General features: G+C 64.5%; 20 protein-coding genes. 12 read left to right on the top strand and 8 right to left on the bottom strand.

All coding sequences use genetic code 11. The features are described 5' to 3' along the window. Positions 1-93: 93 nt before the first annotated feature. The 3 genes from queA to CAP13_RS02505 all read left to right on the top strand — a co-directional run bounded on the left by queA (position 94) and on the right by CAP13_RS02505 (position 4,095). The gene (gene queA / locus CAP13_RS02495) at positions 94-1,305 is read left to right on the top strand and encodes a tRNA preQ1(34) S-adenosylmethionine ribosyltransferase-isomerase QueA (protein ID WP_085830080.1); all 1,212 of its coding nucleotides are present in this window, start codon (positions 94-96) and stop codon (positions 1,303-1,305) included. A gap of 1,214 nt (positions 1,306-2,519) precedes the next feature. Next, positions 2,520-3,275 carry a hypothetical protein gene (locus tag CAP13_RS02500; RefSeq protein ID WP_425429818.1) on the top strand — a complete coding sequence of 252 codons (756 nt, stop codon included), beginning with the start codon at positions 2,520-2,522 and terminating at the stop codon, positions 3,273-3,275. A 40-nt stretch (positions 3,276-3,315) separates the two neighbouring features. Beyond that, positions 3,316-4,095 carry a hypothetical protein gene (locus CAP13_RS02505; protein ID WP_085830082.1) on the top strand — a complete coding sequence of 260 codons (780 nt, stop codon included), beginning with the start codon at positions 3,316-3,318 and terminating at the stop codon, positions 4,093-4,095. Positions 4,096-4,218: 123 nt separating this feature from the next. Here CAP13_RS02505 and CAP13_RS02510 read toward each other — a convergent pair whose 3' ends face one another. After that, complete coding sequence (locus CAP13_RS02510) at positions 4,219-5,223, bottom strand: serine aminopeptidase domain-containing protein (RefSeq protein ID WP_085830083.1); 1,005 nt, start codon at positions 5,221-5,223, stop codon at positions 4,219-4,221. Positions 5,224-5,367: 144 nt separating this feature from the next. Further along, positions 5,368-5,823 carry a hypothetical protein gene (locus CAP13_RS02515; protein WP_179184897.1) on the bottom strand — a complete coding sequence of 152 codons (456 nt, stop codon included), beginning with the start codon at positions 5,821-5,823 and terminating at the stop codon, positions 5,368-5,370. Between the two features lie 266 nt (positions 5,824-6,089). On the opposite strand from CAP13_RS02515, the gene CAP13_RS02520 reads away from it, so the two are divergent. Then, the gene (locus CAP13_RS02520) at positions 6,090-6,851 is read left to right on the top strand and encodes a LuxR family transcriptional regulator (protein ID WP_179184898.1); all 762 of its coding nucleotides are present in this window, start codon (positions 6,090-6,092) and stop codon (positions 6,849-6,851) included. Then, a complete protein-coding gene (locus CAP13_RS02525) occupies positions 6,848-7,786 on the top strand; it encodes a response regulator (RefSeq protein WP_085830085.1) in 939 nt (312 codons plus the stop codon). The genes CAP13_RS02520 and CAP13_RS02525 overlap by 4 nt, the downstream gene beginning before the upstream one ends. Positions 7,787-7,832: 46 nt before the next feature. Here the strand turns inward: CAP13_RS02525 and hpdA are convergent, their stop codons facing one another. Next, on the bottom strand, positions 7,833-8,825 hold the full coding sequence (gene hpdA / locus CAP13_RS02530; protein WP_218775290.1) for a 4-hydroxyphenylacetate decarboxylase activase: 993 nt from the start codon (positions 8,823-8,825) through the stop codon (positions 7,833-7,835). Positions 8,826-9,182: 357 nt separating this feature from the next. On the opposite strand from hpdA, the gene hpdB reads away from it, so the two are divergent. The 6 genes from hpdB (at position 9,183) to CAP13_RS02560 (ending at position 16,166) form a co-directional block, all read left to right on the top strand. Then, positions 9,183-11,909, top strand: a complete 2,727-nt coding sequence (gene hpdB / locus CAP13_RS02535; protein ID WP_085830086.1) for a 4-hydroxyphenylacetate decarboxylase large subunit — start codon at positions 9,183-9,185, stop codon at positions 11,907-11,909. Between the two features lie 39 nt (positions 11,910-11,948). Then, entirely contained in the window at positions 11,949-12,218 is a 270-nt protein-coding gene (gene hpdC, locus CAP13_RS02540) for a 4-hydroxyphenylacetate decarboxylase small subunit (RefSeq protein WP_085830087.1), read from the top strand. A gap of 98 nt (positions 12,219-12,316) precedes the next feature. After that, a complete protein-coding gene (locus CAP13_RS02545) occupies positions 12,317-13,609 on the top strand; it encodes an MFS transporter (protein WP_085830088.1) in 1,293 nt (430 codons plus the stop codon). Positions 13,610-13,722: 113 nt separating this feature from the next. After that, positions 13,723-14,601 carry a tetratricopeptide repeat protein gene (locus tag CAP13_RS02550; protein WP_179184899.1) on the top strand — a complete coding sequence of 293 codons (879 nt, stop codon included), beginning with the start codon at positions 13,723-13,725 and terminating at the stop codon, positions 14,599-14,601. Beyond that, positions 14,598-15,548, top strand: a complete 951-nt coding sequence (locus CAP13_RS02555) for a DUF4037 domain-containing protein (RefSeq protein WP_085830090.1) — start codon at positions 14,598-14,600, stop codon at positions 15,546-15,548. The genes CAP13_RS02550 and CAP13_RS02555 overlap by 4 nt, the downstream gene beginning before the upstream one ends. A gap of 6 nt (positions 15,549-15,554) precedes the next feature. Continuing rightward, complete coding sequence (locus CAP13_RS02560; RefSeq protein WP_085830091.1) at positions 15,555-16,166, top strand: DUF4125 family protein; 612 nt, start codon at positions 15,555-15,557, stop codon at positions 16,164-16,166. 98 nt (positions 16,167-16,264) lie between these two features. Here the strand turns inward: CAP13_RS02560 and CAP13_RS02565 are convergent, their stop codons facing one another. The 5 genes from CAP13_RS02565 to cysK form a co-directional block, all read right to left on the bottom strand. Further along, positions 16,265-16,537 (bottom strand): metal-sensing transcriptional repressor, encoded by a 273-nt coding sequence (locus tag CAP13_RS02565; protein ID WP_085830092.1) that lies wholly within the window; start codon positions 16,535-16,537, stop codon positions 16,265-16,267. A gap of 43 nt (positions 16,538-16,580) precedes the next feature. Further along, a complete protein-coding gene (locus CAP13_RS02570) occupies positions 16,581-16,799 on the bottom strand; it encodes a heavy-metal-associated domain-containing protein (RefSeq protein WP_085830093.1) in 219 nt (72 codons plus the stop codon). A gap of 99 nt (positions 16,800-16,898) precedes the next feature. After that, a complete protein-coding gene (locus CAP13_RS02575) occupies positions 16,899-19,229 on the bottom strand; it encodes a heavy metal translocating P-type ATPase (protein ID WP_085830094.1) in 2,331 nt (776 codons plus the stop codon). 821 nt (positions 19,230-20,050) lie between these two features. Continuing rightward, entirely contained in the window at positions 20,051-21,259 is a 1,209-nt protein-coding gene (gene mnmA, locus CAP13_RS02580; RefSeq protein WP_245798867.1) for a tRNA 2-thiouridine(34) synthase MnmA, read from the bottom strand. Positions 21,260-21,721: 462 nt separating this feature from the next. After that, on the bottom strand, positions 21,722-22,660 hold the full coding sequence (cysK, locus tag CAP13_RS02585) for a cysteine synthase A (protein ID WP_085830095.1): 939 nt from the start codon (positions 22,658-22,660) through the stop codon (positions 21,722-21,724). A 476-nt stretch (positions 22,661-23,136) separates the two neighbouring features. On the opposite strand from cysK, the gene CAP13_RS02590 reads away from it, so the two are divergent. Further along, positions 23,137-23,565 (top strand): RrF2 family transcriptional regulator, encoded by a 429-nt coding sequence (locus CAP13_RS02590; protein ID WP_085830096.1) that lies wholly within the window; start codon positions 23,137-23,139, stop codon positions 23,563-23,565. The last annotated feature ends 132 nt before the right edge of the window (positions 23,566-23,697 follow it).

Below are 23,697 nucleotides of genomic sequence, written 5' to 3' on the forward strand. Positions count from 1 at the left end.
GCAGGCTCTGGCGCCCAGGCGCCGCGCGCCCGATACGGGCCTGCGCTATGATGATCGGTCGAACCCAAGCACTATGAGACGAGGAGCGTGCCCATGCGCACCGATGATTTTGACTACGAGCTGCCCGACGAGCTGATCGCCCAGGCCCCGGCCGAGCCGCGCGACAGCTGCCGCCTGCTGGTCCTCCACCGCGAAGGGCATGAGGCGGGTGCCCCGCTCGAGCACGGTGGCAGTGTCGAGCACCGGGTGTTCCGCGACATCATCGACTACCTTGAACCCGGCGATCTCCTGGTGGCGAACCGCACCCGCGTGATGCCGGCGCGCCTCGTGGGCCGCAAGGCGGAGACCGGCGGCGTGTCGGAGGCGCTGCTGCTCCGCCGCCGCGAGGACATCGATGCGCTCGGGCATGTGTGGGAGTGTCTCGTGAATCCGGGCAAGCGCCTGAAGCCGGGTGCGCGGGTGGAGTACCGCGCCGGCGGCCTGCATGCGCCCGCAAACGCGCCGGTGGTGCTCACCGGGGAGATCCTCGATTTCGTCCCCGAGAGCAAGGGCGGGCGCCTGGTGCGCTTCGAGCCGGTGGGGGAGGGCACGACGGGGGCGCCGCTCACCCTTGATGAGGCCATCCATGCGGCGGGGCATGTTCCCCTGCCCCCCTATATCACCGACTACGCCGGTGACCCTGAGAAGTATCAGACCGTCTACGCTATGCGCGAGGAGCATTCGGCGGCGGCGCCCACGGCCGGGTTGCACTTCACGCCCGAGCTCATCGAGGCGATCCGGGCGAAGGGCTGCGGTTGGGCGACGGTCGAGCTCGAAGTGGGTATCGATACCTTCCGCCTGGTTGAGGAGGATGACCCCACCGAGCATGCGATGCACACCGAGCGCTACCATGTGCCGGCCGAGGTCGTCGACGCCGTGCATGCGACCAAGGCGGCCGGCCACCGGGTGATCGCCGTGGGGACGACGGCGGTGCGCTCGCTCGAGAGCGCCTTTGACCCTGAGGCCCCGGTCGCCGAGGTGCCCGTCACCGCCCGTGGCTTCGAGGGCAGGCCCGACGGCGCCGATGCGCTCAGCCGCGGTGACATCGTGGTGCGTGAGGACGCGACGACCCAGCTCTACCTCATGCCGGGCTCGACCTACCATGTGGTCGACGCGCTGATCACGAACTTCCATGTGCCGCGCTCGACGCTGATGATGCTCGTCTCCGCCCTCGCCGGCCGCGACCGCATCATGGATGCGTATGGTGAGGCGGTGCGTGAGCGGTATCGGTTCCTGAGTTTCGGGGACGCGATGCTGATCGAGTAGCGGATGTGCCCTCCTGGAGGCCCCCGCCGGGGTGCGGTGCGGGCGTTCGCGAAGCCACGCCCGCACCGCACCCCGGCGGGGGCCATGGGTCGCACCGCTACGGGTCGAGTGGAAGTGAGGGCGCGGACGTGAGTCTCCTGGGCTTGGCGATGTTGCCTGTGCATCGGGTGCTCGGTGGCTGAGTTGGTGGAGTCGTGGCGTTTGGTATTACATTGGCTCTTCTAGCTTGGAATTGCGACTTGCGCGTTGCTGGTACGGGCGTGGCTTCGCGGACGCCCATACCGTTCACCGTGGGGACCATGGGGTCCATTGCGAGCCAAGTGGAGAGGCGGTTTGGGCGCCGCATATCGGGGATCGCGTTCACAGCTGCGGTGGAAGCCTTGATGGACCCGCGCTATGTTGAAAACTTCCAGAAATGCGGCAGTAAAACAAGATGGGCGGTGTACCCCTCGATCTTGCACGGCGTTTCCGCAGGATTTTTACGTGCGCATGGTCTGCCTACTCGACGATTCCCTATTCACTGCCGCACTTCTGGAAATTTTGAACCAGAGAGTTACGATCTAGATACAAAAAATCTAATATAAAATTAAAATTATATAATGAAATGAGAATATAGTACACGCCATGAAAGCACGGTGCGTCCTCGGATACAAAGGCATCCGAGGACGCACCGTCACGCCTCAGGTGATTTCTGCACGGATGTCCCGTCAGCGCAGGAAGACGAACCAGAGCACGATGAGCAGCACGATGAGTGCCACGACGCCGCCGATCGCGCCGATGAACCGCACGCGTGAGCCTCGGGTGCTCTCTCGCACCTCGCGCTCGGTGGCGGCGAGGGTGTCGACCTCGTCCTGCTGCCTGACCCGGAGGTCCTCGTCGGTGGCGAGGCGGGCGGCGAGCTGCTCGATGACCTCAGGATGCTCGTGGATGTCGGTCGCCTCGACGATGACCGCCTCGGCCTCGGCCGCGATGTCATGCGCCTCACTCGCCGCCTGACGCTTTTCACGCTCGGCCTTCTCCTCCGCGGCGATGCGCTCGCGCAGGTCGCGCTGGCGGTTCTGGGCGTCGAGTTTCGCGCGGTCCAGCTCGTCGCGCGCGGCGTCAGCCTCGGCGGTGACGGCGCGGAAGGANAGGACGACCTCATGCGCCTGTTCGGCGGCGACCGCATGGAGCGCGTCGCCAAGATGATGGTCAACGCCGACATGCCCGATGACATGCCGATCCAGCACAAGATCATCTCCCGGAGCGTCGAGGGGGCGCAGCGCAAGGTCGAGAGCATCAACTTCTCCATGCGCAAGAACGTCCTCGAGTACGACGACGTCATGAACAAGCAGCGTCAGGTCATCTACGCCGAGCGCAACATGATCCTGGACGGCAAGGATCTCGCCGAACACATCGACGAGGTCACCCGCGACACGGTCCGCCGCTGCGTGGCCGAGTTCGTCTCGCCCGAGTCCCGCACCGGCGAGCGCGACCTCGAGGGCCTGCACAAGTGGATCGTCGAGCTCACGGGCCGCTCCGAGGCCCCCGTCCCCGAGGACAAGGACTACGAGTCCCTCTGCGACGAGGTCCTCGCCTACGTCGATCAGGTCTACGCCGAGAAGGCCGAGCGCGTGGGCGACGAGCTCATGCGGGAGCTCAACCGGCAGATCATGCTCCGCGTGATCGACACCCGCTGGATGAACTACCTCCAGGAGATGGACTACCTGAAGCAGGGCATCGGCCTGCGCGGCTTCGGCCAGCGCGACCCGCTCGTCGAGTACAAGAGCGAGGCCTTCCACGCCTTCCAGCTGCTCGTCGACACCATGTACGAGGATTACCTGCGCACGATCCTGCGCATCGAGGTGCGCCAGGCGCCGCGCGCCGCGGAATCCGAGGAGCCCCAGGCCCTGCGCGGTGCCTCCTTCTCCGGGCCCGAGCAGGTTGACGGCGACTCCGGGTCGTCGGTCGTGCGCCGCGAGNGTCCCTGAGCTTCTCCCGGGCGTCTGAGATCTCCTGCTCAAGCTCACTTTGACGCACCGAGTACGCGGCGGAGTTGGCCGACGGGTTGCGCTGGACCTCGGCGAACTCGTTTCGGAGGGTCTGCAGGCGGTCCTGGGCGGTCTTGACGGCGGTCTCGGCGGTCTTGATGCCGGTCTCGCGCTCGCTCTCCGCGCGCTCGAGGTTGCGCTTGGTGTCGTCCACCCGACGCTGCAGGCGCGCGCCAGATTCCCGTGCGCTCGCCTCCTTGGCCTCGGCCGCTTCGACAGCCGCTTTGAGGCGCTTCTCGGTCTGCGCGTCGGCGTCCTTCATCTGCTGCAACTCGGTCTTGAGTCCCTCGATCGCATCAGCGCGCTCGTCGGCGGCCTTCTCGGCTGCCGAGGCATCCTCCTCGGCGGCGGTCTTGCGGGCCGACTCGGTTGCGATGATCTCGTCGAAGCGCGCGGTGATGTCGCGGCGCCGCTCGAGCTCCGCCGTGCGCTCCTTCATGCCGGTCTCAAGCTCAGAGAGCGCGGCCTGTGCCGTGTCATGCGCCTTCTTGGCGGCGCTCACCTGGCGGACCGCGTGCGCGCCCTGCGTGAGGAAGGACCGTACGGACTCAAAGGCCCCGGTGTCATCCTTCGCGTTGCCCGTCGGCTTCCCGCCAGCGTCCTCGGACTCATCGGCGACGCGCGGGACGGTCCCGGTTCCGTCGATGACCTCAAAGCCCTTGGGGAGGGGGTCGGGGTCATCGCCGAAGTTCTCATACTCCTCGCGGGTGAGGAAGGTGGGGGTGAGGGGCGTTTGCTCCGACGTCGGCTCATCGTCTGAGGTGGATCCCGGCGTGGTCTTGTTCGTATCGTCCATTGCGCGCTCCCATCGGCTGCGGATGCCGTCAACATTCCTATCCAATGATATATGCCCCTGGGGGATCGTTGTGTTTCAACCGTGTGTTCACGCGTCGGCGCGCTGTCCGTCGACATGCTCCTCGAGCCAGGCCAGCACATCCTCCATGACGGCTGCACCCGCAGCCTCGTTCAGGATCTCGTGGCGCATGGCCGGGTAGATGGTGCAGGTCACGTCTGAGACGCCGGCATCGCGAGCGCGGCCCGCGGCCTTGCGGACGCCGGCCCCGTAGGAGCCGATGGGATCTTCTGCGCCGGCTATGAAGAGCAAGGGGAGGGTAGAGGGAATGCCCTTGAACGCACCGGACGAGCAGGCCTCGAGCGTGAGCGCGAACAGCGAGGAGAATCCACCGGCGGAGAAGGTGAACCCGCAAAGGTCGTCGGCGAGGTACGCGTCGACGTTCTCAACGCTTGCGGAAATCCAATCCACCGGCGTCTGGGGCTCCTTGATGCGCCTGCTGCCCCCGCCGAGGGCGAGGTGGTGCAGCAGGGCACTGCGGTGCGCGTCGCCGGCCACCGCGGTGATCGCCCGCGCGAGGACGCGTCCGGCACCAGTGGCGACCGCGGGCACCTGACCGGTGCCGCAGATGATGGCACCGTCGAGGCCGGCTCCGGCACGGCCGAGCTCGCACCTGGTCACAAAGCTCCCCATCGAATGTCCGAAGATCACGTGGGGGAGTCCGGGATGGCGCTCGTCAAGGAGGCCACGGAGGGTGTGGACGTCATCGATGAGGATATCGGCCCCGTCGCGGGCGGGGAGAACGCCGTGGCGCTCGGGCGGCACGGTGGCACCGTGTCCCAGATGGTCGTGACCGGCGGCCACGTATCCCGCCTCGGCGAGCCGGCGCGCGAAGGGCGCGTAGCGGCCGATGTGCTCGGCCATCCCGTGCACGATCTGGACGATCCCGCGGGGCTCGATGCTCTCCGGCATCCAGAGCCTGACATGGACCTGCGCGTCACCGCTCGCCGACGGGAAGGAGAGGGTCTCCTCGCGGACCGCCGTCGCGCCGCTCATCGCTGCCGGCCGGATGCGGGTGCTCGCTGCTTCAGTCATCAGGTGCTCGATTCAACGGGGTCGTACCGTGCGTGGAGCCCAGGATTGGCGTTCAGCCGGCTCCCGCGTGTTCGCGTCTGATGATACCGGGTCCCGCCGCCGCATGCGCCGCTCGTCATGCGCCTATGGGACCTCGCACGCGGGTTACGAGTGCGCCTCCAACTTGGTGTGGCACTTGGGGCAGGTGACGATCAGCTTCCCCTTGCCCTTCGGGACGGCCAGGGTGGTTCCGCAGGTGGGGCACTTCATGAATGCTTTGGTCTTGCGGTCACGCCACATGGTGCGGGCGGTGCGGGCTTGGCGCTTGAGGTCGGACGCGACCCCGGCAGGCGCGGCCGGCGCTGCCTGCTGCCCCGCCATGAGCAGCCCGACCAGCGGGATTCGTGACACGAGTGCCTGGTAGCCCTCGTTCTCACGGATTCGCGCGGCGCGGTTCTTCGAGAAGGCGCGGGCGAGCGCGATCACGGCGAGGGCGAGCCCTGCCCAGAGCAGGGCGCTGAGGCCCGTCAGGTTACCGATGAGGGCGAGGGCCATGCCCGCGATGCCCATGGTGGTGGTCAGCTCGTCCGCCCCATAGCGGTCCTTCATGAATTCGTCCATCGACGCCTCCTGTCTCATCTTCAATGCCCTCCGTTATACCCGACCCCGCCAGCGTCGCTGGCCCGCATGGCGAGATCAGGGCTTCTCCATCGGCTGATCGCAGATTCCCGGTCGAGAGGCCGACGGCGGCCGCGGCAAGAGACTGTTGCGCAACTGCCCTTCGCCGATTGTGCGCGACGCTGGCGGAAACCATATGGTTGTGCACGGGCGAAAGGACCATAATGATTATTGACATACCGCGTGTCTCTAGAGGGATTGGAGGCAGTGTGTCAGCGTTCCTTTCGTCGCCGGGTCGCCCTATCACCGTTGAGCACTGGATGAAGGTGATCGGGAAACGCAATCTCCAGGGGTTCCAAGACTGCTTCGCGGCTGAGACCGGCATCGCGCTTCAGCTGGTCGGTCGCGCGGGCGACCCCCTGCTCACCCCGTCTCGGCACAAGTGGTTCTGCGAGTTCTCAAAGACGCACTTCGGCCACACCTGCTCCGCCGAATCCCCTCAGGTGATCAAGGGGCTCATCCAGCGGTACGACCTCCGCAGGGACTACGATCCGACCTTTGTCTCATGCGACTTCGGCCTGAGCGCCTTTTTCGTGCCAGTCTACTATGACGACCGTCTGATCGCCTTCTGGTCGGGAGGCGGGGTCGTCCTCGAGGACCAGCACCGCGCTGAGCTCCTCATGCGCAAGTTCGATGTGGTTCAGATGACCGAAGAGGAGCTGAAACGGTCGATCCGCCGGTTGGTGGTGACCACGCGACTGCTCAACGCCCACCCGGATGGATCTGTGGTGGAACCGGAGATCTCGAGGGGAGATGTCCTGTTCGAAGGGAAGCTGACCCGTCGCGAGGGTGAGGTCGCCGACCTCGTGTGCCGCGGCATGTCGAACCGCGAAGTCGCCCAAAAGCTCTACATCTCCGAGAAGACGGTCAAGTCGCACATGAGCAAGGTGCTCTCGAAGCTGGCCGTCCGGGATCGCTCCCAGCTCGTGTTCGAGTTCGGTAACCGCCATACATCGGCCGCCACGCGATGAGAAGGCTCAAGGTCCTGTTCGCATCGTCGCGCTCCGATTCGATCGATGAATTCGTCCAAAACCTCACGACGCTCGGGTACGACGTCGTTCCCTGCATGCGCGGTGTGACGGCGATCCAGATGACGCGTGAGCATCATTTCGATATCGCGATCATCTCCATCGAGCTGATCGGCTTGAACGGCTTCGAGATCTGCCGGCAGCTGCGCGAGCACTTCGATGACAGCAAGCTTCCCATCGTGTTGCACGCTCCCGCGGACTCAGAGGAGTGGCGCTCCATCGCATTCGAGGCCGGCGCGAACTCCTTCGCCTTCGATCCGATTAACTTCGACCGACTGGACAGCGTCATCGGGAGCCTGGCCAAATTCAAGACAACGTACGAGGGTTTGATCCCCGTCTCACAAGCGCTCCAGCTCATGATCGCCGTGTACGTCGACCTCGCCCAGATGCAAGAGGAGCACGGCACCGAGCTGCATATCGACATCAGGCGCTACCTTCGTTATGCGAAGGCCCTGGCCCTCTACCACCTTGAGTTGACGCCGGAGCTGCAGGGCGAGTTCGTCGCGTTGAACGGCCTGCTGCTGAACATCGGGTCCCATCTGGGGAGCCTGCGAGCCACCTTCGACTACTTCGTGCAGGTCTCGGATGGGACGGATATCAGCCACATAGCTTATGAGCTCAAAGCGCGAGCCCAAGCGCAGCGCCCCCTCACTTCCGAGGAGGCGGTTCAGCCAAAGCTGATCGAGGCGGCCACGTTGCTGTGTCAGCTTGCCATGGAGAGCGCGCGCTCAGAGCGGTCCATATCCCAAGCGCTGATGGTTCTCGACCGCTCGGCGCGCGGGTACGACCGATCGGTTCTGCAGGCGCTCGAGTTGATCATCAGAAGCGACGAGCTGCTCGACCAGATCTTCGCGGAAGGCGAGGACGGGCCCCTGTAAACCCCGCCTGCCGCGAAGACGCGTCTGCCCCGTAGGGCGGATCCGCTTAGAACGGCGTGTCGTTCCCCACGTAGCAGGACACGCCGTGGGATTCGAGGGCGCGCTTGAGCTTGAGGAGCTTCTCGCGGTCGGTTGGCTTGGAGTCGGCGTAGGCGTATTCCATCCCGAGCTGCTCCCATTTCGACACGCCCAGGCGGTGGAAGGGGAGCATGTTGAACTCGGTCAGCCCCAGCTCGTTCATGAACTCTCCGACTGCATGGAAGTTCTCCTCGGTGTCGTTGAAGCCCTCGATGACGGGCGCGCGAAGCACCAGTCGACCGGGCCAGTTGCTCGACGCCAGGGCGCGTATGTTGGCGAGCACCCGCTCATTCGAGGCGCCCGTGAACTCACGGTGCTTCTCGGGGTCCATGTGCTTGAGGTCGTTGAAGGCGAATGAGATGTGCTCCATGACCTTGAGGTACGTCTCGGTCTCGGCGGCCCCCTCGGTCTCGATGGCGGTGTGGATGTACGCCTCCCGGCACCGCTTGAGCACGGCGATGAGGAACTCGCTCTGCATCATGGGGTCGCCACCCGAGAAGGTGACCCCGCCGTTGCCGCTCCAGTAGTGACGGTCGCGGGAGAGTATCCCCATGAGCTCGTCGACGGTGTACTCCTTCGAGATGTGCTCGAGTGCCCCGACGAGGCAGGAGTCGACGCATTCGAAGGTCGTGCAGCGTTGGCAGATCGTCTGGTCGAACCGAATCGGGTGCGCAGGGTCGGTGTCCGCGGTGTCGTTCACCGCCCCGTACGGGCATGCGTCGGCGCAGCGCGTGCAGGGCCGCTCTCGGCTGTTGATGCACTGAGTCGCGCGGTAGAGCTTCCCCTGACGGTTTTGGAAGCTCTCCGGGTTGCAGCACCAGGCGCACCGGAACGGGCAGCCAGCGAGGAAGACGGTCGACCGGCAGCCCGGGCCATCGTGGACGCTGTATGCCTGGATATCGAAGATCCTCCCCTTGAGTCTCTTCTCCCCTGCAGAAAAAGGTGCGGACAGGTTCATCATCGCAGTCTCCCCATTCCTTCGCGCGGATCCCGTCACCCCCACCGCCGCCGCGGTTCAGCTGCTTGCGTGCTGCTGGACGGCGATCCGCTGCACATCTCGCTGCATTTACTTTCGTGCTTCATCACGGGAAGGTCACGGGTCTGAGGTCCTAGGACCGGTCTGAGGTTTTCGGAAAAACTCATACCCTGTGCCGTTGGTTTGAGATTTCATACCAAGGTATTAGAAATCGGTGGATGAAATCAGACCCGATATACGCAATACGAGTGATGTCTACACCCTCCCTGAAGGCGAAAGTGGAGTTCGTAGGAAGCGGGCGGGTGTCGCCTGCCTGCGGGCATCTGATCTAGGGAGGTTCAAATGCCAGCCGTGAAACCGATGAAATTGACCGAGGTCTTGGAGCAACGCGGTGCGTCGTTGAGCTACCAGGCGGGTGGAGAGGCACCGGCGGAGGTCGTCGACCGCGAGATCAAGCGCGAGCCGACCCCTCGCGCGAAGGCGCTGCGCGATGTCTACTTCGACACGCTCTCCTCGCTCGACTGCCAGCTCTCCTACTGGTACGACCGCGCCGTGAACGAGCATGCGGGCGACATCCCCGTCATGCAGCGCGCGCACGGCATGAAGAGCGTGCTGCAGCACCTCGACACGCCGATCTGGCCGGGCGAGCTCCTCGTGGGCGCCAAGGCGGGGTATTACCGTGGAAGCGCTCCGCTGCCGTGGCTGACGGAGAGCTTCTTCATGGACAAGGACTCCGATCTCTACAAGGAGGCCCAGAAGACGGGCGGAGACGCGGCAGCTGAGGTCTCCCACTTCGGCGCCGGTGGCGGCAACGTCACGAAGAGCTTCGGCAACGTCGTGTCCGTGGGCGGCAAGTACGGTATCCGCAAGGAGCGCGTCGGCGCCCTGCACCATCTGGCGTACTCGTGGGCCGGCAAGTCCGTCGAGGACGTGAGCCGCGTCTACGAGAAGATGGTCCCCGAGTACTCGACCAAGGAAAAGGTCATGAAGGCAGTTATCTGCCAGTTTGACTCCGGGTACACGATCCCCCAGGGCCGCGAGGTCATGAACTACTACCTGCCGCTCGAGCACGGTTTCGACAAGCTCATCGAGATGTGCGCCGAGCGCGCCGGTGAGGTTGCGGGCGACCCCCGTGGCGACGGCATCGCCGGCATGGACTCCCTGTACTACTACATGTCCTCGAAGCTCCTCGTCGAGGGCCTGAGCGCCTGGTTCGACAACTACGGCAAGGAGGCCGACCGCCTCGCCGCTACCACCGAGGATCCCGAGCGCAAGGCCGAGTTCCTGAGCATCAGCGAGCGCATGCACCGTCTCGCCCATGAGAAGCCGAAGACCTTCAAGGACGCGCTGCAGATGATCTACCTGCTGCACCTCGCCGAGCTCAACGAGGACGCCATGAGCGGTCTGTCCCCCGGACGCGTCGGCCAGGTCCTCTACCCGTACTTCGAGCAGGACATGGAAGCCGGCCGCACGACCGAGGAAGAGGTCGAGGAGTGGCTGGAGCTCTACCGCGTGAAGATGACCTGCATCGACGCGTTCGCGTGCACGGGCGTCGTCGGCGGCGTCCTGTCCGGCAACACCTTCAACAACCTCTGCCTCGGCGGCCAGAACCGCGAGGGGCGCTCGGCGGCCAACCGTCTTGAGATGCTCATCCTCGAGGCCGGCATCAAGTGCCAGACGACCCAGCCGACCCTCTCGGTCCTCTATGATGACTCCCTGCCTGAGGAGTTCCTCATGAAGGCCATGGAGTGCGAGAAGACGGGCACCGGCTACCCGGCGTTCATGAACAACCGCGTCGCCCAGGAGTTCCTCCTGCGCCAGTACTCGCACGAGGGCCTCGACATCACCGACGCGCGCGCCTGGTCCGTCGGCGGCTGCCTGGAGACCTCGCCCGGCATCTGGCAGGAGCTGCACCTGAACGACCGCTCCTACTGGATCCCCGGCGGCGCCGCGCAGCCTACCTCCGTGGGCGTCCACTTCCTCAACAACCCCAAGATCCTCGAGCTCGTGCTCAACAACGGTTTCGATCACCGCACGGGCCTGCAGATCGTCGAGCCGCACAACCTGCCGCTGGACAGCTACGAGATGATCTGGGAGCAGTACAAGAAGTACTACGAGGAGATCGTCGCCGTGCTCGTCAAGGCGAACAACATCCAGCACGACGTCTGGCGCAAGTTCACGCCCTCGGTCGTCAACTCCCTGCTCAAGCCCGATTGCTTCGATCGCGGCAAGAACATCGCGAACAAGGGCTACCGCTTCAACGCGACGTTCAACATCGAATGCTGCGGCACCTGCAACCTCGTGAACTCGCTCGTCGCCCTGAAGAAGCTCGTCTTCGAGGACAAGAAGTACACCCTCGACGAGATGCGCGACGCCATGCTCAGCAACTTCGGCTACAAGACGTCGAAGGAGGTCGGCTCCGAGTCCCTGATCGACCAGGAGAAGCGGGACGACGATGACAGACGCTACGACGTCATCCACTCCGACTGCCTGCGCGCCCCGAAGTACGGCAACGACGATCCGTACGCGGATCAGATCCTCTACACCTATGAGGACTGGTTCTGCCACATCGGCGACGCCTTCCAGTCGCTCTACGCCGAGCCGTTCTACGTCTGCCAGATGTCCGTCTCCACCCACGGCCCCATGGGCGCCGTGACCGGTGCGACCGCAGACGGCCGCCTCTCAGGAACCACGTTCGCCGACGCCTCCATGTCCGCGTACCCCGGCACCGATAAGAACGGCCAGTACGCCCTGTTCGAGTCCGCGACCGGCTGGGATCACGCGATGAGCCAGAACAGCCAGATGAACCTCAAGATCCACCCGACCGCGGTCCACGGCATCGAGGGTTCGAAGAAGCTGCTCGACCTCACGCGCTCCTACATGCGCAAGGGCGGGTTCCACATCCAGTACAACATCGTCGACTCCCGTGTCCTCAAGGACGCCCAGAAGAAGCCCGAGAACTACCGTACCCTCCTGGTCCGCGTCGCAGGCTTCACCCAGTACTGGTGCGAGATCGGCAAGCCGATCCAGGACGAGGTCATCGCCCGTACCGAGTACGAGTCCGTGTAAGCCCATTCGATTGAACTCTCACCAAGGAGCGTGAACATCATGTGCACCAACTGCAACCACTCTGATTGCGCGAACTTCATTCCCATCGATGTGGCAAAGGGGATCTGCCACGCGAACGGCGACATCGTCGTGCAGACCGATTCCCCGACCTGCGAGCGGTTTGCGCCGGGTATGAAGTGCAAGTTCTGCAGCCACTTGAGCGAGCCGGATGAGAAGGGCATGGCCATCTGCAGCGGCTTCGCGGTCGAATCCTGGGCGTTTGCCGAGCTCGGCGCCAAGAACTGCGAGAACTTCGCGGCTCACGCGTAAGGGGAACGGTTTCCCATAGGTCGGATCTTCCGTTCTGACTCCCGCGGCCCCAGTTTGTGCAAGGCATGCTGGGGCCGCCCTCGTATAAGGATATTCTCATGAAGAATGCGAAACAGATCTCACGCATGGTGGTCCTGGCGTCGTTCCTCGCCTGCTTCTGCCTCTTCGGATTCCGCTCAACCTTCTCGGTCCTCCAGGGGTCCATGAGCAAGGACTTGACCAGCACGACAGGTGTTGAGTGGACGGGCGCGATGCTCTCCACCGGCTATTCGCTGATGATGATGGTCTACGCCGTCACCTCGTTCTTTGCCGGCAGGATCGTCGACAAGTTCGGCAGCAGGCCCGTGTACCTCGTCGCCTCCATCTTCTGCTTCTGCGGGATGTTCATCACATCGTTTGTGAGCGATTTCATCCCGTACTGCCTGTGCTACGGGTTCTTCGCGGGCGTGGGCACCGGCATGCTCTGGGTCTCCTCGACCACATCGGTGCGTAAGTGGTTCATCGGAGACAAGTACTCAACCGCGTGGGGCATCGCGTTTGCCGGCGCCCCCATCGCGCAGGTGATCCTGTCCTACTTCCTGGCGCCCATGCTCAAGAGCGACCCGTCGCTTTGGAGGGCGTCCATGAAGATCTTCGCCTTCCTGTTCCTCGCGCTCCTCTTGGTCGCCGCCTTCGTCGCACGCAAGAATCCGTCCGACTACGGCTTCGAGCCGTTTGGTTCGCTGCCGGCGAAGAAGGGTGCCGCCGCCCCCGTCCACGATTTCGAACTCGGTGAGGCGTTCAGGACGTATCCCATCTGGGCCGCGATCCTCGCGTTCCTCGGCTCGATGCTGGGAGAGTTCCTGATCTGGTCGCAGATCGTCAAGTTCTTCGAGACGAACATCGAGCTCGACATCACGACCGCGACGAACCTCTACGTCATCATCGGCGTCTGCGGCATCTTCACGATGCCCCTGCTGGGCAAGGTATGCGACGGTTTCGTCAAGAAGATCGGCAACGAGGCGAAGGGCCGGAAGTACTCCCTGATCTTCGCGCCCATCTGCGGAATCATCGGCTGCGTGCTGCTGCTCGCGATGACGAAGGAGAGCATCTGGCTCGGCGTGATCGCCTGCATCATCTTTTCGTTCTACTGGGCGATCGAGCCCGGTGGCGTCGCCGGGTACGCGGGCTCCATCTACGGGTCGAAGTGCTTCGGCAAGATCTGGGGCCTCGCCACGCTCATCGTCATGTTCATCGGGCCGGCGACGGGATCCTTCGTTGGAGGCCTTCTGCCGAGCATCACCGATGGGACCTACACGGCGTCCGTGATCTTCGCGCTTTGCGGATTCGCGTTCTCACTGGTGTTCGCGTTGACGATGCCCACGGAGCTTGCTGCGAAGGGCGGAAAATAGGAGAAGTCAGGCAGGGATGGGGCGTCAAACGGCACCCCATCCCGGTTGTTCGATGAGACGCGCCTCTCCTCGACGGTGAGTGCGGAGCTCGGTGGATATGCGGAGGTATGGACATGAACGCGAACTGCGAGCCATGCGGCTCATGCTCAATCAGCGGCAAGAAGGCCATGGTCGACAAACTGCAGGACGATCTGAACTCCCATCTCGCAGCCGGAGATTACCGGAGCGCCTACCCCGTGTCGATCCGCATCCTCGATGAGGCCCGCGACTTGTACGGTGCGGGAAGCGCAGACTACGCGGTGCTTCTGAACGATGCGGCCTCGATCGAGCGGGCCATCGGCCTCTACGAGGACGCCGAGCGGCACTTCTCCGCTGCGGGGAGGGCTCTTCGCGAGACGCTGGGGGAGCGCGATCCCGAGTACGCGACCACCTTGAACAACCTGGCCGGCCTCCACCGCCTGATGGGCAAGCATGAGGAAGCTGAGGCGGAGTTCAAGCGGGCGCTTGAGATCTATCGGTCGGCCTTGGGGGAGGGCGACTGGCACACGATCAGCTGCTACAACAACATCGGCCTGCTGTGGCAGGATATGGGCAGGTACGAGGAGGCGCTCGGCTGCCATGTGAGCGCACTCGAGCTCCTGCAGGCGTCCGATGCCCCGGAGGCGCAGGCGTCCATTGCGACGACGCTGATGAACGGCGCCGTCTGCTCAACGAAACTGGGGGATCTCGATGAGGCGGTGGCCCTCTACGACTACGCCATGGAGCTCATCATCCAGGTGCACGGCAAGGAGGGGGCGGCGTACGCCGGCGCCCTCAACAACGTGGCGGCGCATCATGTGGAGATCGGCGAGTTCGAGCGCGCGTGCGAGCTGCTGACCGAGTCGCGCGCGCTGACGGAGCGGTTGTTCGGCACGGACTCTACTGCCTATGAGCTGGTGTGCGAGAACTTGGCGTACGCACAGGCCAGGAGCCAAGCTGTTGATCGGACATGAAAGGGCTGGAGCTCACCGGGAGGTACGCGCACGAGGTCGCCATCCCCTCGATTGAGCGTGAACTGGGCCGCGCGGCGCTTGAGCTGGTAGCAGTCGGTTCTGTGGGGGATGGATCCGATCGCTTCGGCTTCGACGACCGCGTGTCCCGCGACCATGACTGGGGTGTCGCCCTCTGCATCTGGGTGCCGGATGACGCGCCCGATCTCGCCCGCCAGGTCGAGGATGTGCTCGCATCTGCCCCATCCCGCTTCCTCGATTGCCCCGTGCTCGGCATCCATCAGCCCTGCCCTGAGGGCAGATGCGGCGCGATGCGGGTCGGGGACCATTACCGGCGCTTCACCGGGTTGCAAGCGGGCCCCGAGACCGAGGTGGAGTGGGACCAGATCCCCGAGTTCGCGCTCGCTGCGGCGACGAACGGGGAGGTGTTCCACGATGGCCCCGGGGTCTTCAGCGGGATACGGACACGCCTGCTCGAGGGGTACCCGCGCGACATCCTCCTCAAGCGCCTGGCGGAGCGCTGCCTGGATTTCGCGCAGGCGGGGCAGTCGAACCTGATCCGCGCTGTCTTGCGTCGGGACCCGGTGGGGACGCGCATCGCCTATGCGCGGTGCCACGAGGCGGCTTGCCTGATCGTCCATGCACTCAGCGGACGGTACTGTCCCTACTACAAGTGGGCCCATACGTCCCTGAGGCTTTGCGGGGCGCTGGGGGCATCGATCGCGGGCGCGCTGGAGCAGCTCGTCGAGGCGGATGGTCCGATGGAGCGCTTCGATGCGTTCGGTGTGCAGGATCTGGTCGAGCACATTGCCGAGGAGATTCTCGACGGCCTGCGCGGCCTGGGTTTGCTAGAAGAGGTCGAGGGCTCGTTCCTGCTCGACTATGTTGAGCCCCTGCGGGCCCGCATCGCGAAGCAGGAGCTGCTCCGCACGAGGTCACCGAGGAATTGAGGGAACATGTCTGTGCGTGAACTTGTCGACACCATCGTTCGGCTGGAGTGGGCCGATTTCTCGCAGGTGCAGGGCATCGACGGCCCCGCTGAATGCCAGCATCGCCCGGACATGTTCACGGCCATGCGGCGCTCGCTCCTCCTCACGTGGTCGGAGGAGCTGCTCGAATCCTACCTCGAGGATGTGAGGAACGCGCAGGCGACGGGACGGTCGCTCATGAGCGAGAAGTACGCCTGGATGATGGAGTCAACCGATGCGCGGGCCTTCGAGGGGCTGGGCCCGCTGCTGCCGACGCCCTCGTACGAGACGTGCGAGCGGATCGAGCGGATCTTCCGGTTCTTCCTCGTGTGGCAGGCGCAGGCGAACGTCATGTTCCCGCGTATGACCGCGGACGGACGCCCTCTGCTGGCAGACGACGACCGGCCCGGCCTCACCTCGTTTGAGACCTACCTGAGAAGCGAGCTCAAGATCTACTCGCCGCGCACCGTGAGGATCTACGAGGAGTATGCGCGCACTTGCTGGCAGAACGGCGTCAACCTAGCCGTCGAGAACCTCAACAACATAGCGCGCCAGTACGGGTACGAGGACGCCTTCGACGCCGAGCGCCGCTCAAGCTGAGCGGGGGCTGACGCGCTCTGAGAAAGACGGCGCCGCGGGATCTCTGCCCCGCAGCGCCGTTCGTCTCGTGCGCTTCGCCCTGATGGGCGTCGTGCGCGTTACCGGGCCAGCTTGTCGATGACCTGCTCGATCTCGGCGAGCTTCTCGTCTTTCTCCTCCTCAGACCCGCTTTCGGCGGCCTGTCGCACGCAGCCCTCGATATGGGCCTTCAGCACGTTGGCGTTGACGCGGGCAAGAATCGACGAGGTGGCCATGATCTGCGTGGAGATATCGATGCAGTAGCGATCATCCTCCACCATCCGCATGATCCCGTCGAGCTGCCCGCGCGCGGTCTTGAGCAACCGCAGGGTTTTCTCGTGATCCGCTTGCATCGGGCATCCCTCCTCAGGGTCGCAACGTACAGGGGCGAACGCCTTAGGCGGCGGTCACCGAGAGGGCGCGGAAGTCACCTGCGGCGGCGACGGCGTCCTTGAGCGCATCCTCTGATACCGCGCCGTCGGTCTCGACCTCGACCGTCTGGGTCTCGTGGTTCGAGTCGGCGTCGGTGACGCCGGCGACCTTTAGGAGCTCGGTCTCTACGGAGGCGTCGCAGTGCCCGCAGTGCAGGCCCTCGGTCTTGATGACGTACTTCATGATCGTATCCTTTCTGCTGTGCGTCCCCGGCGGGGGCGTGTGGTCTATCGCATGAACGGGGCGGGTCCAGCGGTGCGGGCCCGCCCCGGAGATGCCATCTTAGCGCGCCACGCGGGGTTTGAATCCGCGCAGGCGCAGGGCGTTCGCCACCACGCAGACGCTCGAGAGGCTCATCGCCGCAGCGCCGAACATGGGGCTCAGCTGCCAGCCGGTGAAGGGGAAGAAGACCCCTGCGGCCAGCGGGATTCCGAGGGCGTTGTAGATGAGCGCCCAGAAGAGGTCCTGCTTGATGTTGCGGATCACCGCACGGGAGAGCTCGATGGCGCGGGCGACGTCAAGCAGGTCGCTCCGCATCAGGATCACATCGGCGCCCTCCTTGGCGATGTCTGCACCGGCACCGATCGCGAGGCCCACATCGGCGCGGGCGAGCGCGGGGGAGTCGTTGATGCCGTCGCCCACCATGGCGACCTTCTCGCCGGCCTCCTGCAGCTCGCGCACGTGGCGCTCCTTGTCGGCGGGCATGACGTCGGCGATCACGTCCTCGGCGGGCAGGCCCACGCGGCGGGCGATGGCCTCGGCGGTGGCGCGGTTGTCGCCCGTGAGCATCTTCACGCGCACCCCGAGCTCGCGTAGGGCCCCGATGGCCGCCTCGCTCGTGGGTTTGAGCTCGTCCGCCACGGCGATCGTGCCCATGAGCGCGCCGTTCTTGGCGAAGAACAGCGGCGTCTTGCCGTCATGCGCATAGCGTTCGAGCTCGCCGGCCGGGACCTCGATGCCGAGCTCGGCCATGAGGGCGGCGTTGCCCGCAGCGATCTCGCCCGCGCCCTCGCGGGCCCGCACACCGCGCCCGGGCACGGCGACGAAGTCCTCGACGCCGCGCGCGATGATGTCGCGCTCAGCCGCATAGGCCATGATGGCCTCGGCAAGCGGGTGCTCGCTCTGGCGCTCGAGGGTGGCGGCGAGCTTCATCAGGGCCTTCTCGCTGATCACCGGGGTGCCCTCGGCGTTCTTCGCGGGGACCACGTCGGTGACAGCGGGCTTGCCGGCGGTCACGGTGCCGGTCTTGTCGAGCACCACGGCGCCCACGCCGCGGAGGTTCTCCAGGGCCTCGGCGCTCTTGAACAGGATGCCCATCTCAGCGCCCTTGCCGGTTCCGACCATGATCGCCACGGGCGTGGCGAGGCCGAGCGCGCAGGGGCAGCTGATCACGAGCACGGCCACGGCCGCGGTGAGGGCCTCGTTGGCGTTGCCGGTGAGCGCCATCCACACGATGAAGGTCACGATGGCGATGCCGATCACGATCGGCACGAACACGGCGGCGACCCGGTCGGCCAGGCGTGAGATCGGCGCTTTCGTCGCGTTTGCGTCCTCGACGAGCTGGATGATCTTCGCCAGGTTGGTGTCGGCACCCACGCGGGTCGCCCGGAAGGTGAAGCTGCCGGTGCGGTTGATCGTGGCCGCGGAGACCGTGTCGCCGGGGTTCTTCTCGACGGGGATGCTCTCGCCGGTGAGCGCGCTCTCGTCGATGGCCGAGGCGCCCTCGACGATCACACCGTCCACCGGGACTGACTCGCCGGGCCGCACGCGGATGATCTGGCCGAGCTGGATGGAGTCGGCGTCGACCTCGGTCTCGGTGCCGTCGTCGGCCACGAGGGTCGCCGTCTTGGGCGCGAGGTCGATCAGCTTCTCGATCGCGCCGCCCGTCTTGGACTTGCTGCGCGTCTCCAGGTACTTGCCGACCGTGACCAGTGCGAGGATGGTGCCGGCAGCCTCGAAGTAAAGGTTGTCCATGGCCGTCATCATCGATGCGTGCACGTCGCCGTCGGCCAGCTGCGCCGCCATGAGGAACATGGCGTAGAGCGACCATGCGATGCTCGCCGCGGCGCCGATGGCCACGAGAGCGTCCATGTTGGGGGCGCCGTGGAAGAGCGACTCGAAGCCGTTGATGAAGTAGGCGCGGTTCGCGAAGGCGATGGGGATCGTCAGCAGCAGCATGGTCAGCGCGAGGGTCATGCTGTGCGTGTGGTCGGTGAAGACGCTCGGCAGCGGCCATCCGAACATGTGCCCCATGCCGATGTAGAACAGCGGCACCCAGAATACGAGGGAGATGACGAGGCGGCTCTTCATCGCCTCGGCGGCAGCCTCGAGCTTCTTGGTGGGGGACTCTGCGCGGGAGGGCGAGCTTGCGGCAGCTCCGGGCGCGGCGGCGGCAGCGGTCTCGACGAGGGATGCCCCGTAGCCGGCACGGTCGACGGCGGCGGTGATCTGGTCGGGCGTGACGCGCGACTCGTCGTAGTCCACCGCCATGGAACCGGAAAGCAGATTGACGGCGACCTCTGAGACCCCGTCAATGCGTCGGACGGCACGGTCGACATGGGCCTGGCAGGAGGCGCAGGTCATACCCGTGACATCGAATTTCTCATGAGCCATGTCAGCTCCTTTCACTTGAACTCGACGTGCATGATACCCCCACCCCCTGGGGGTATTCAAGACATTTCTGAGATTTGCAAAATAAGGGCTTCAAGGGACGGTTATCAAGACGATCCCATGCTTGGGAGGGACGATGTTGCATTTCGGCGCGTTGACTCCCGCGTCTGCCATGTGGGTCGGTTGCGTCTTTGCGCCGTGAGGAAGGGCAAGAGCATGCGCCCTCCCTTCCACGGATGCGCGCGTTCGACGGTGAGAGGCGCATGTCTTCATGTTGGCAAGCTGATCCGCCATCAGCCGTATTCAACACGACAGGAGCGTCCCATACATAGAGCGCCCCACGCTATTCGGTGCGCTCCACTCGCCGTGGGGCATACCTATGCGTTGCGAATGGGGCGCTCATGTTGAAAACTTCCAGAAGTGCGGTAGTAAATGGGCTGAGGCGGCGTAGCAAGACTGGTCGGTCGGCCCGTTCCTGCGCAAACCTTGCCCCGGTCTCTGCGTCTACCTTGCATACCTCAGATCACTGCCGCACTTCTGGAAGTTTTGAAAACGCTCCTTGAGATCTGAAATAAAATAATGAGATATATTGAGTAAAAACAAAAAATTTTGCATAATTAACCTGAGACGTCATCTACGCCGGGGGGCGGAGTCCGTATGTATCGTTTCGACAGACGCATGATGGCGAAAACGAGTCGGGCTTGTGGGCTAAATCAACCCGGAGTCCCGCTGTGTCGCCTGTCCCTGAGTGTGAATTCCGCTGCGCGCAGCGTCTTGCACCGCTATCGTTCACCACATGATGGGGCACGCCCGCTCGGGAGGGGCTATCGGAGCGCTTTGATCGCGGTTCCGCCGCCGAGCACCACGTCGCCCGCGTAGACGACGACGGCCTGGCCAGGGGCTATGGCCCGCTGTGGCTCATCGAAGGCCACCTGCAGGCGCCGTGCGCCGCCGTCAGGCTCGTTTCCTGCGTCGTCCCAGATCAGATGGGCCGCCTGCGCCTGCTGATGATAACGAATCCGGGCGCGCACCGGCAGGCCCTCACCGTGGGCGGCCGCGGTGTCCAGCAAGGAGCATACGGCGTCCTCGGGCGCACTCCAAATCCAGTCATCTGCGATGAGCCCCCGCGCCATGAGATCTGACTCCTCGCCCAAGGTGACGGTGTTCGTCGCAGTGTTCACATCCGTCACATACATGGGATGGAGCAGCGCGACGCCGAGTCCGCGGCGCTGACCGACCGTGTAGCGCATCGCACCCTCGTGATGTCCGAGGACAACCCCTGTGCCATCGACGATGTCGCCGCCGTCGAGGAGCTGCCCCCGGCGGTGCTCGATGTAGGAGGCATAATCCCCATCGGGCACGAAGCAGATCCCCTGGCTGTCCCGCTTCTCCGCGTTGACGAGGCCCTGTTCGGCGGCAATGCGCCGAACGTCGCGCTCCTTGTTGAGGCCGCCGAGCGGGAGCAGCGTACGGCCGAGCCGCTCCTGCGTGAGGGAGTACAGCACGTAGCTCTGGTCTTTCGCGGGGTCAACGCCGACGGAGAGCGCGCGGGCATGTTCGGCGGGGGAGGCTAGGGCATCGAGAAGTTTCTTCGATTCCCCGTCCTGCTCTGCAGCCCGATCGGCGAGCATGCCGATCCGAGCGTAATGGCCCGTTGCGATCGAATCGAATCCGTGCTCGAGCGCATAGTCGAGCAGGGCGCCGAACTTGAGGAAGCGGTTGCAGTCGATGCAGGGGTTCGGCGTGCGGCCGGCCTCATAGGTGGTGACGAACTTGTCGATCACGCTGCGCTCGAAGAGCTCGCGCATATCGAGGACCTGGAACGGGATGCCCAGACGGTCGCAGACGGACTCGGCGTCGGCGATGTCAGCGAGCGAGCAGCAACTGCGCGGGCCCGCGTCATCGAAGGAGCGCGAGCAGGTGAGGCGCATGGTCGCGCCCGCGCACTCGTAGCCCTGCTGCTTGAGCAGGTAGGCGGTCACGCTCGAATCGACCCCGCCGCTCATAGCAACCAGGACCCGCCCCTTTGACACCTGAAATCCGCCACCTTTCATCGACGACTGACCGAACCGGCCCATTCTCCCATAACATAACCGGACCGGCACGTCTCTCATAAACGCACGACACCCGCACGAGCACGTGGCTCAGGGAGGCGAGCGAGGCACACATCATTCCCGCGTTGAGAGCGCTCTGCCCCGCGCGACCTTGCTACGAGAGCCACCTTTTCTTGCAGCGATGGCGCGGCCACAAGTACAACAAGGCCTCCATCTCCGATGCGGGGCGCAGCTAAAAGCAGAATTTATCTCCGTATCAATCCAGATAGCCAACAGCGCCCGGCGGGCTCCTGCCCGCCGGGCGCTGCATCACCTAAAGAGACCTGCGGGACGTAAAACCCCACAGCAGCCCGCCCCTCCCGGGTTCGCGGACATCGCGAAGCCTGCCCGCGAACCCGGGAGGGGCGGGCGATCAAGGGGCCCGCATCCCCGCGTCAGCTGTTACTCGGAGAACAGCGGCGTGGACAGATACCGCTCGCCCGTATCAGACAGCAGCGCCACGATCGTCTTGCCCTTGTTCTCCGGCCGCTTGGCAAGCTGGATAGCGGTCCAGACGGACGCGCCGGAGGAGATGCCCACGAGCACGCCCTCCTTGTGGCCCACGAGGCGGGAGGTCGCGAAGGCGTCCTCGTTCTCGACGGTCACGACCTCGTCGTAGACCTTGGTGTCGAGCACGTCGGGGATGAAGCCGGCGCCGATGCCCTGGATCTTGTGCGGGCCGGCATGGCCCTTGGAGAGCAGGGGGGAGCCAGCGGGCTCGACGGCGACAACCTTGAGCTCGGGGTTCTGCTTCTTGAGATAGTGACCGGTGCCGGTGATGGTGCCGCCGGTGCCGATGCCGGCGACGAAGAGGTCGACCTTGCCCTCGGTGTCCTCCCAGATCTCCGGGCCCGTGGTCGCCTCATGGACGGCGGGGTTCGCGGGATTCGAGAACTGACCGGGGATGAAGCTCTTGTCGATGGACTCGGCGAGCTCCTTGGCCTTGGCGATGGCGCCCTTCATGCCCTCCGCACCCGGGGTGAGGACGAGCTCCGCACCGTAGGCCTGCATGAGCTGACGGCGCTCGACGCTCATGGTCTCGGGCATGGTGATGATCAGGCGGTAGCCGCGCGCGGCCGTCACGCTCGCGAGGCCAACGCCGGTGTTGCCGCTCGTGGGCTCGATGATGGTGTAGCCGTCGTTCGGGCGGATCTCACCGGTCTTCTCCGCGGCGTCAAGCATGGCCTTGGCGATGCGGTCCTTCACGGAGCCCGCTGGGTTGAAGTACTCAAGCTTGACGAGGATGCGTGCACCCAGGTCCTCCTCCTTCTCAATGTGGCTGAGCTCCAGCAGGGGGGTGTGGCCGATAGCCTGATCGATTGACGTGTAGACCTTGCTCATGATTACCTCCATTTGACGTGTTGTGCCTGGTTCGCCTTGGTTAGTTCGTTATAATTCCTACTAACCAGTTGGGTAATAGGAATTTATAGAGAGTAGACCACCGCGTGAGACGGATGTCAAGGACATATGTCAAATGAAATCGTTCCACCACCTTTCGCGCATGCGGGGCCGTCACCCTCGGTCGGTCTGTCGCGCTTTCGCGGTTTGGTGTGGGTTTACCCATTGCGGGCGCAAAGACGGTCGGTTTGGTGTGGGTTTTAGAGCCGGTCCGGTAGACCGGCATCCTTGTTCCGCAAAAGGCCTGTTCAGCGTGTATAGCTCAAATGGGTATACTGAGCACCTGAGGCCAAACCCACACCAAACCGACCGTTATGTGCCGGTAAAACCTCAAACCCACACCGAAGCGTCAGAAACGGCGGTACGACAATAACCCGCTAATTTGATAGGATATAGGAAATTAGACGAAAGGAGGAACTATGCTGGTTTCAACCAAAGGTCGCTACGCGTTGCGCGTCATGATCGACCTCGCCGAGCACCAGGCGGCCGGTCGGATTCCCCTGAAGGAGATCGCCCAGCGTCAGGACGTCTCCGAAAAGTACCTCGAGAACATCCTCTCCGTCCTGGTGCGTAACGGCCTGCTCTCCGGCATGCGCGGCAAAGGCGGCGGCTACCGCCTCACGCAGTCCCCGGATCAGTTCACGGTCGGCCAGGTCCTCCGTCTTACGGAGGGAACCCTGGCACCGGTGTCGTGTCTAGAAGGGGATGGAGCGGGCTGCGAGCGCTCCGCGGAGTGTTCTACGATCGGAATGTGGACCGAGCTGGACAAGATGATCTCCGGCTACCTCGATGGCATCACGATCGCCGATCTGGTGGCGAGCCCGCGCGGGTACGACTACGTGATCTAGCGGTTTGGAGCAGATGAGACGAAAGGGGCTCCCGGCGTGCGCTCGCGCCGGGAGCCCCTTTTCATGTTGCTCTTCCGCTGTCGTGCGGCCGAGGGCCCCGCGCTGCGGGGAGGCGCGAATCCGCCGCAGCGC

Origin of the sequence: Collinsella vaginalis (assembly GCF_900176655.1) — a bacterium.
GTDB classification, from domain to species: domain Bacteria; phylum Actinomycetota; class Coriobacteriia; order Coriobacteriales; family Coriobacteriaceae; genus Collinsella; species Collinsella vaginalis.

Coding starts and splice junctions, on each gene's coding strand:
- CAP13_RS02555 (WP_085830090.1), top strand. CDS start 14,598: ATGAAAGGGCTGGAGCTCACCGGGAGGTACGCGCACGAGGTCGCCATC.
- hpdA (WP_218775290.1), bottom strand. CDS start 8,825: ATGATGAACCTGTCCGCACCTTTTTCTGCAGGGGAGAAGAGACTCAAG.
- CAP13_RS02570 (WP_085830093.1), bottom strand. CDS start 16,799: ATGAAGTACGTCATCAAGACCGAGGGCCTGCACTGCGGGCACTGCGAC.
- hpdB (WP_085830086.1), top strand. CDS start 9,183: ATGCCAGCCGTGAAACCGATGAAATTGACCGAGGTCTTGGAGCAACGC.
- cysK (WP_085830095.1), bottom strand. CDS start 22,660: ATGAGCAAGGTCTACACGTCAATCGATCAGGCTATCGGCCACACCCCC.
- queA (WP_085830080.1), top strand. CDS start 94: ATGCGCACCGATGATTTTGACTACGAGCTGCCCGACGAGCTGATCGCC.
- CAP13_RS02510 (WP_085830083.1), bottom strand. CDS start 5,223: ATGACTGAAGCAGCGAGCACCCGCATCCGGCCGGCAGCGATGAGCGGC.
- CAP13_RS02525 (WP_085830085.1), top strand. CDS start 6,848: ATGAGAAGGCTCAAGGTCCTGTTCGCATCGTCGCGCTCCGATTCGATC.
- CAP13_RS02590 (WP_085830096.1), top strand. CDS start 23,137: ATGCTGGTTTCAACCAAAGGTCGCTACGCGTTGCGCGTCATGATCGAC.
- CAP13_RS02565 (WP_085830092.1), bottom strand. CDS start 16,537: ATGCAAGCGGATCACGAGAAAACCCTGCGGTTGCTCAAGACCGCGCGC.
- CAP13_RS02575 (WP_085830094.1), bottom strand. CDS start 19,229: ATGGCTCATGAGAAATTCGATGTCACGGGTATGACCTGCGCCTCCTGC.
- hpdC (WP_085830087.1), top strand. CDS start 11,949: ATGTGCACCAACTGCAACCACTCTGATTGCGCGAACTTCATTCCCATC.
- CAP13_RS02515 (WP_179184897.1), bottom strand. CDS start 5,823: ATGGACGAATTCATGAAGGACCGCTATGGGGCGGACGAGCTGACCACC.
- CAP13_RS02550 (WP_179184899.1), top strand. CDS start 13,723: ATGAACGCGAACTGCGAGCCATGCGGCTCATGCTCAATCAGCGGCAAG.
- CAP13_RS02545 (WP_085830088.1), top strand. CDS start 12,317: ATGAAGAATGCGAAACAGATCTCACGCATGGTGGTCCTGGCGTCGTTC.
- CAP13_RS02560 (WP_085830091.1), top strand. CDS start 15,555: ATGTCTGTGCGTGAACTTGTCGACACCATCGTTCGGCTGGAGTGGGCC.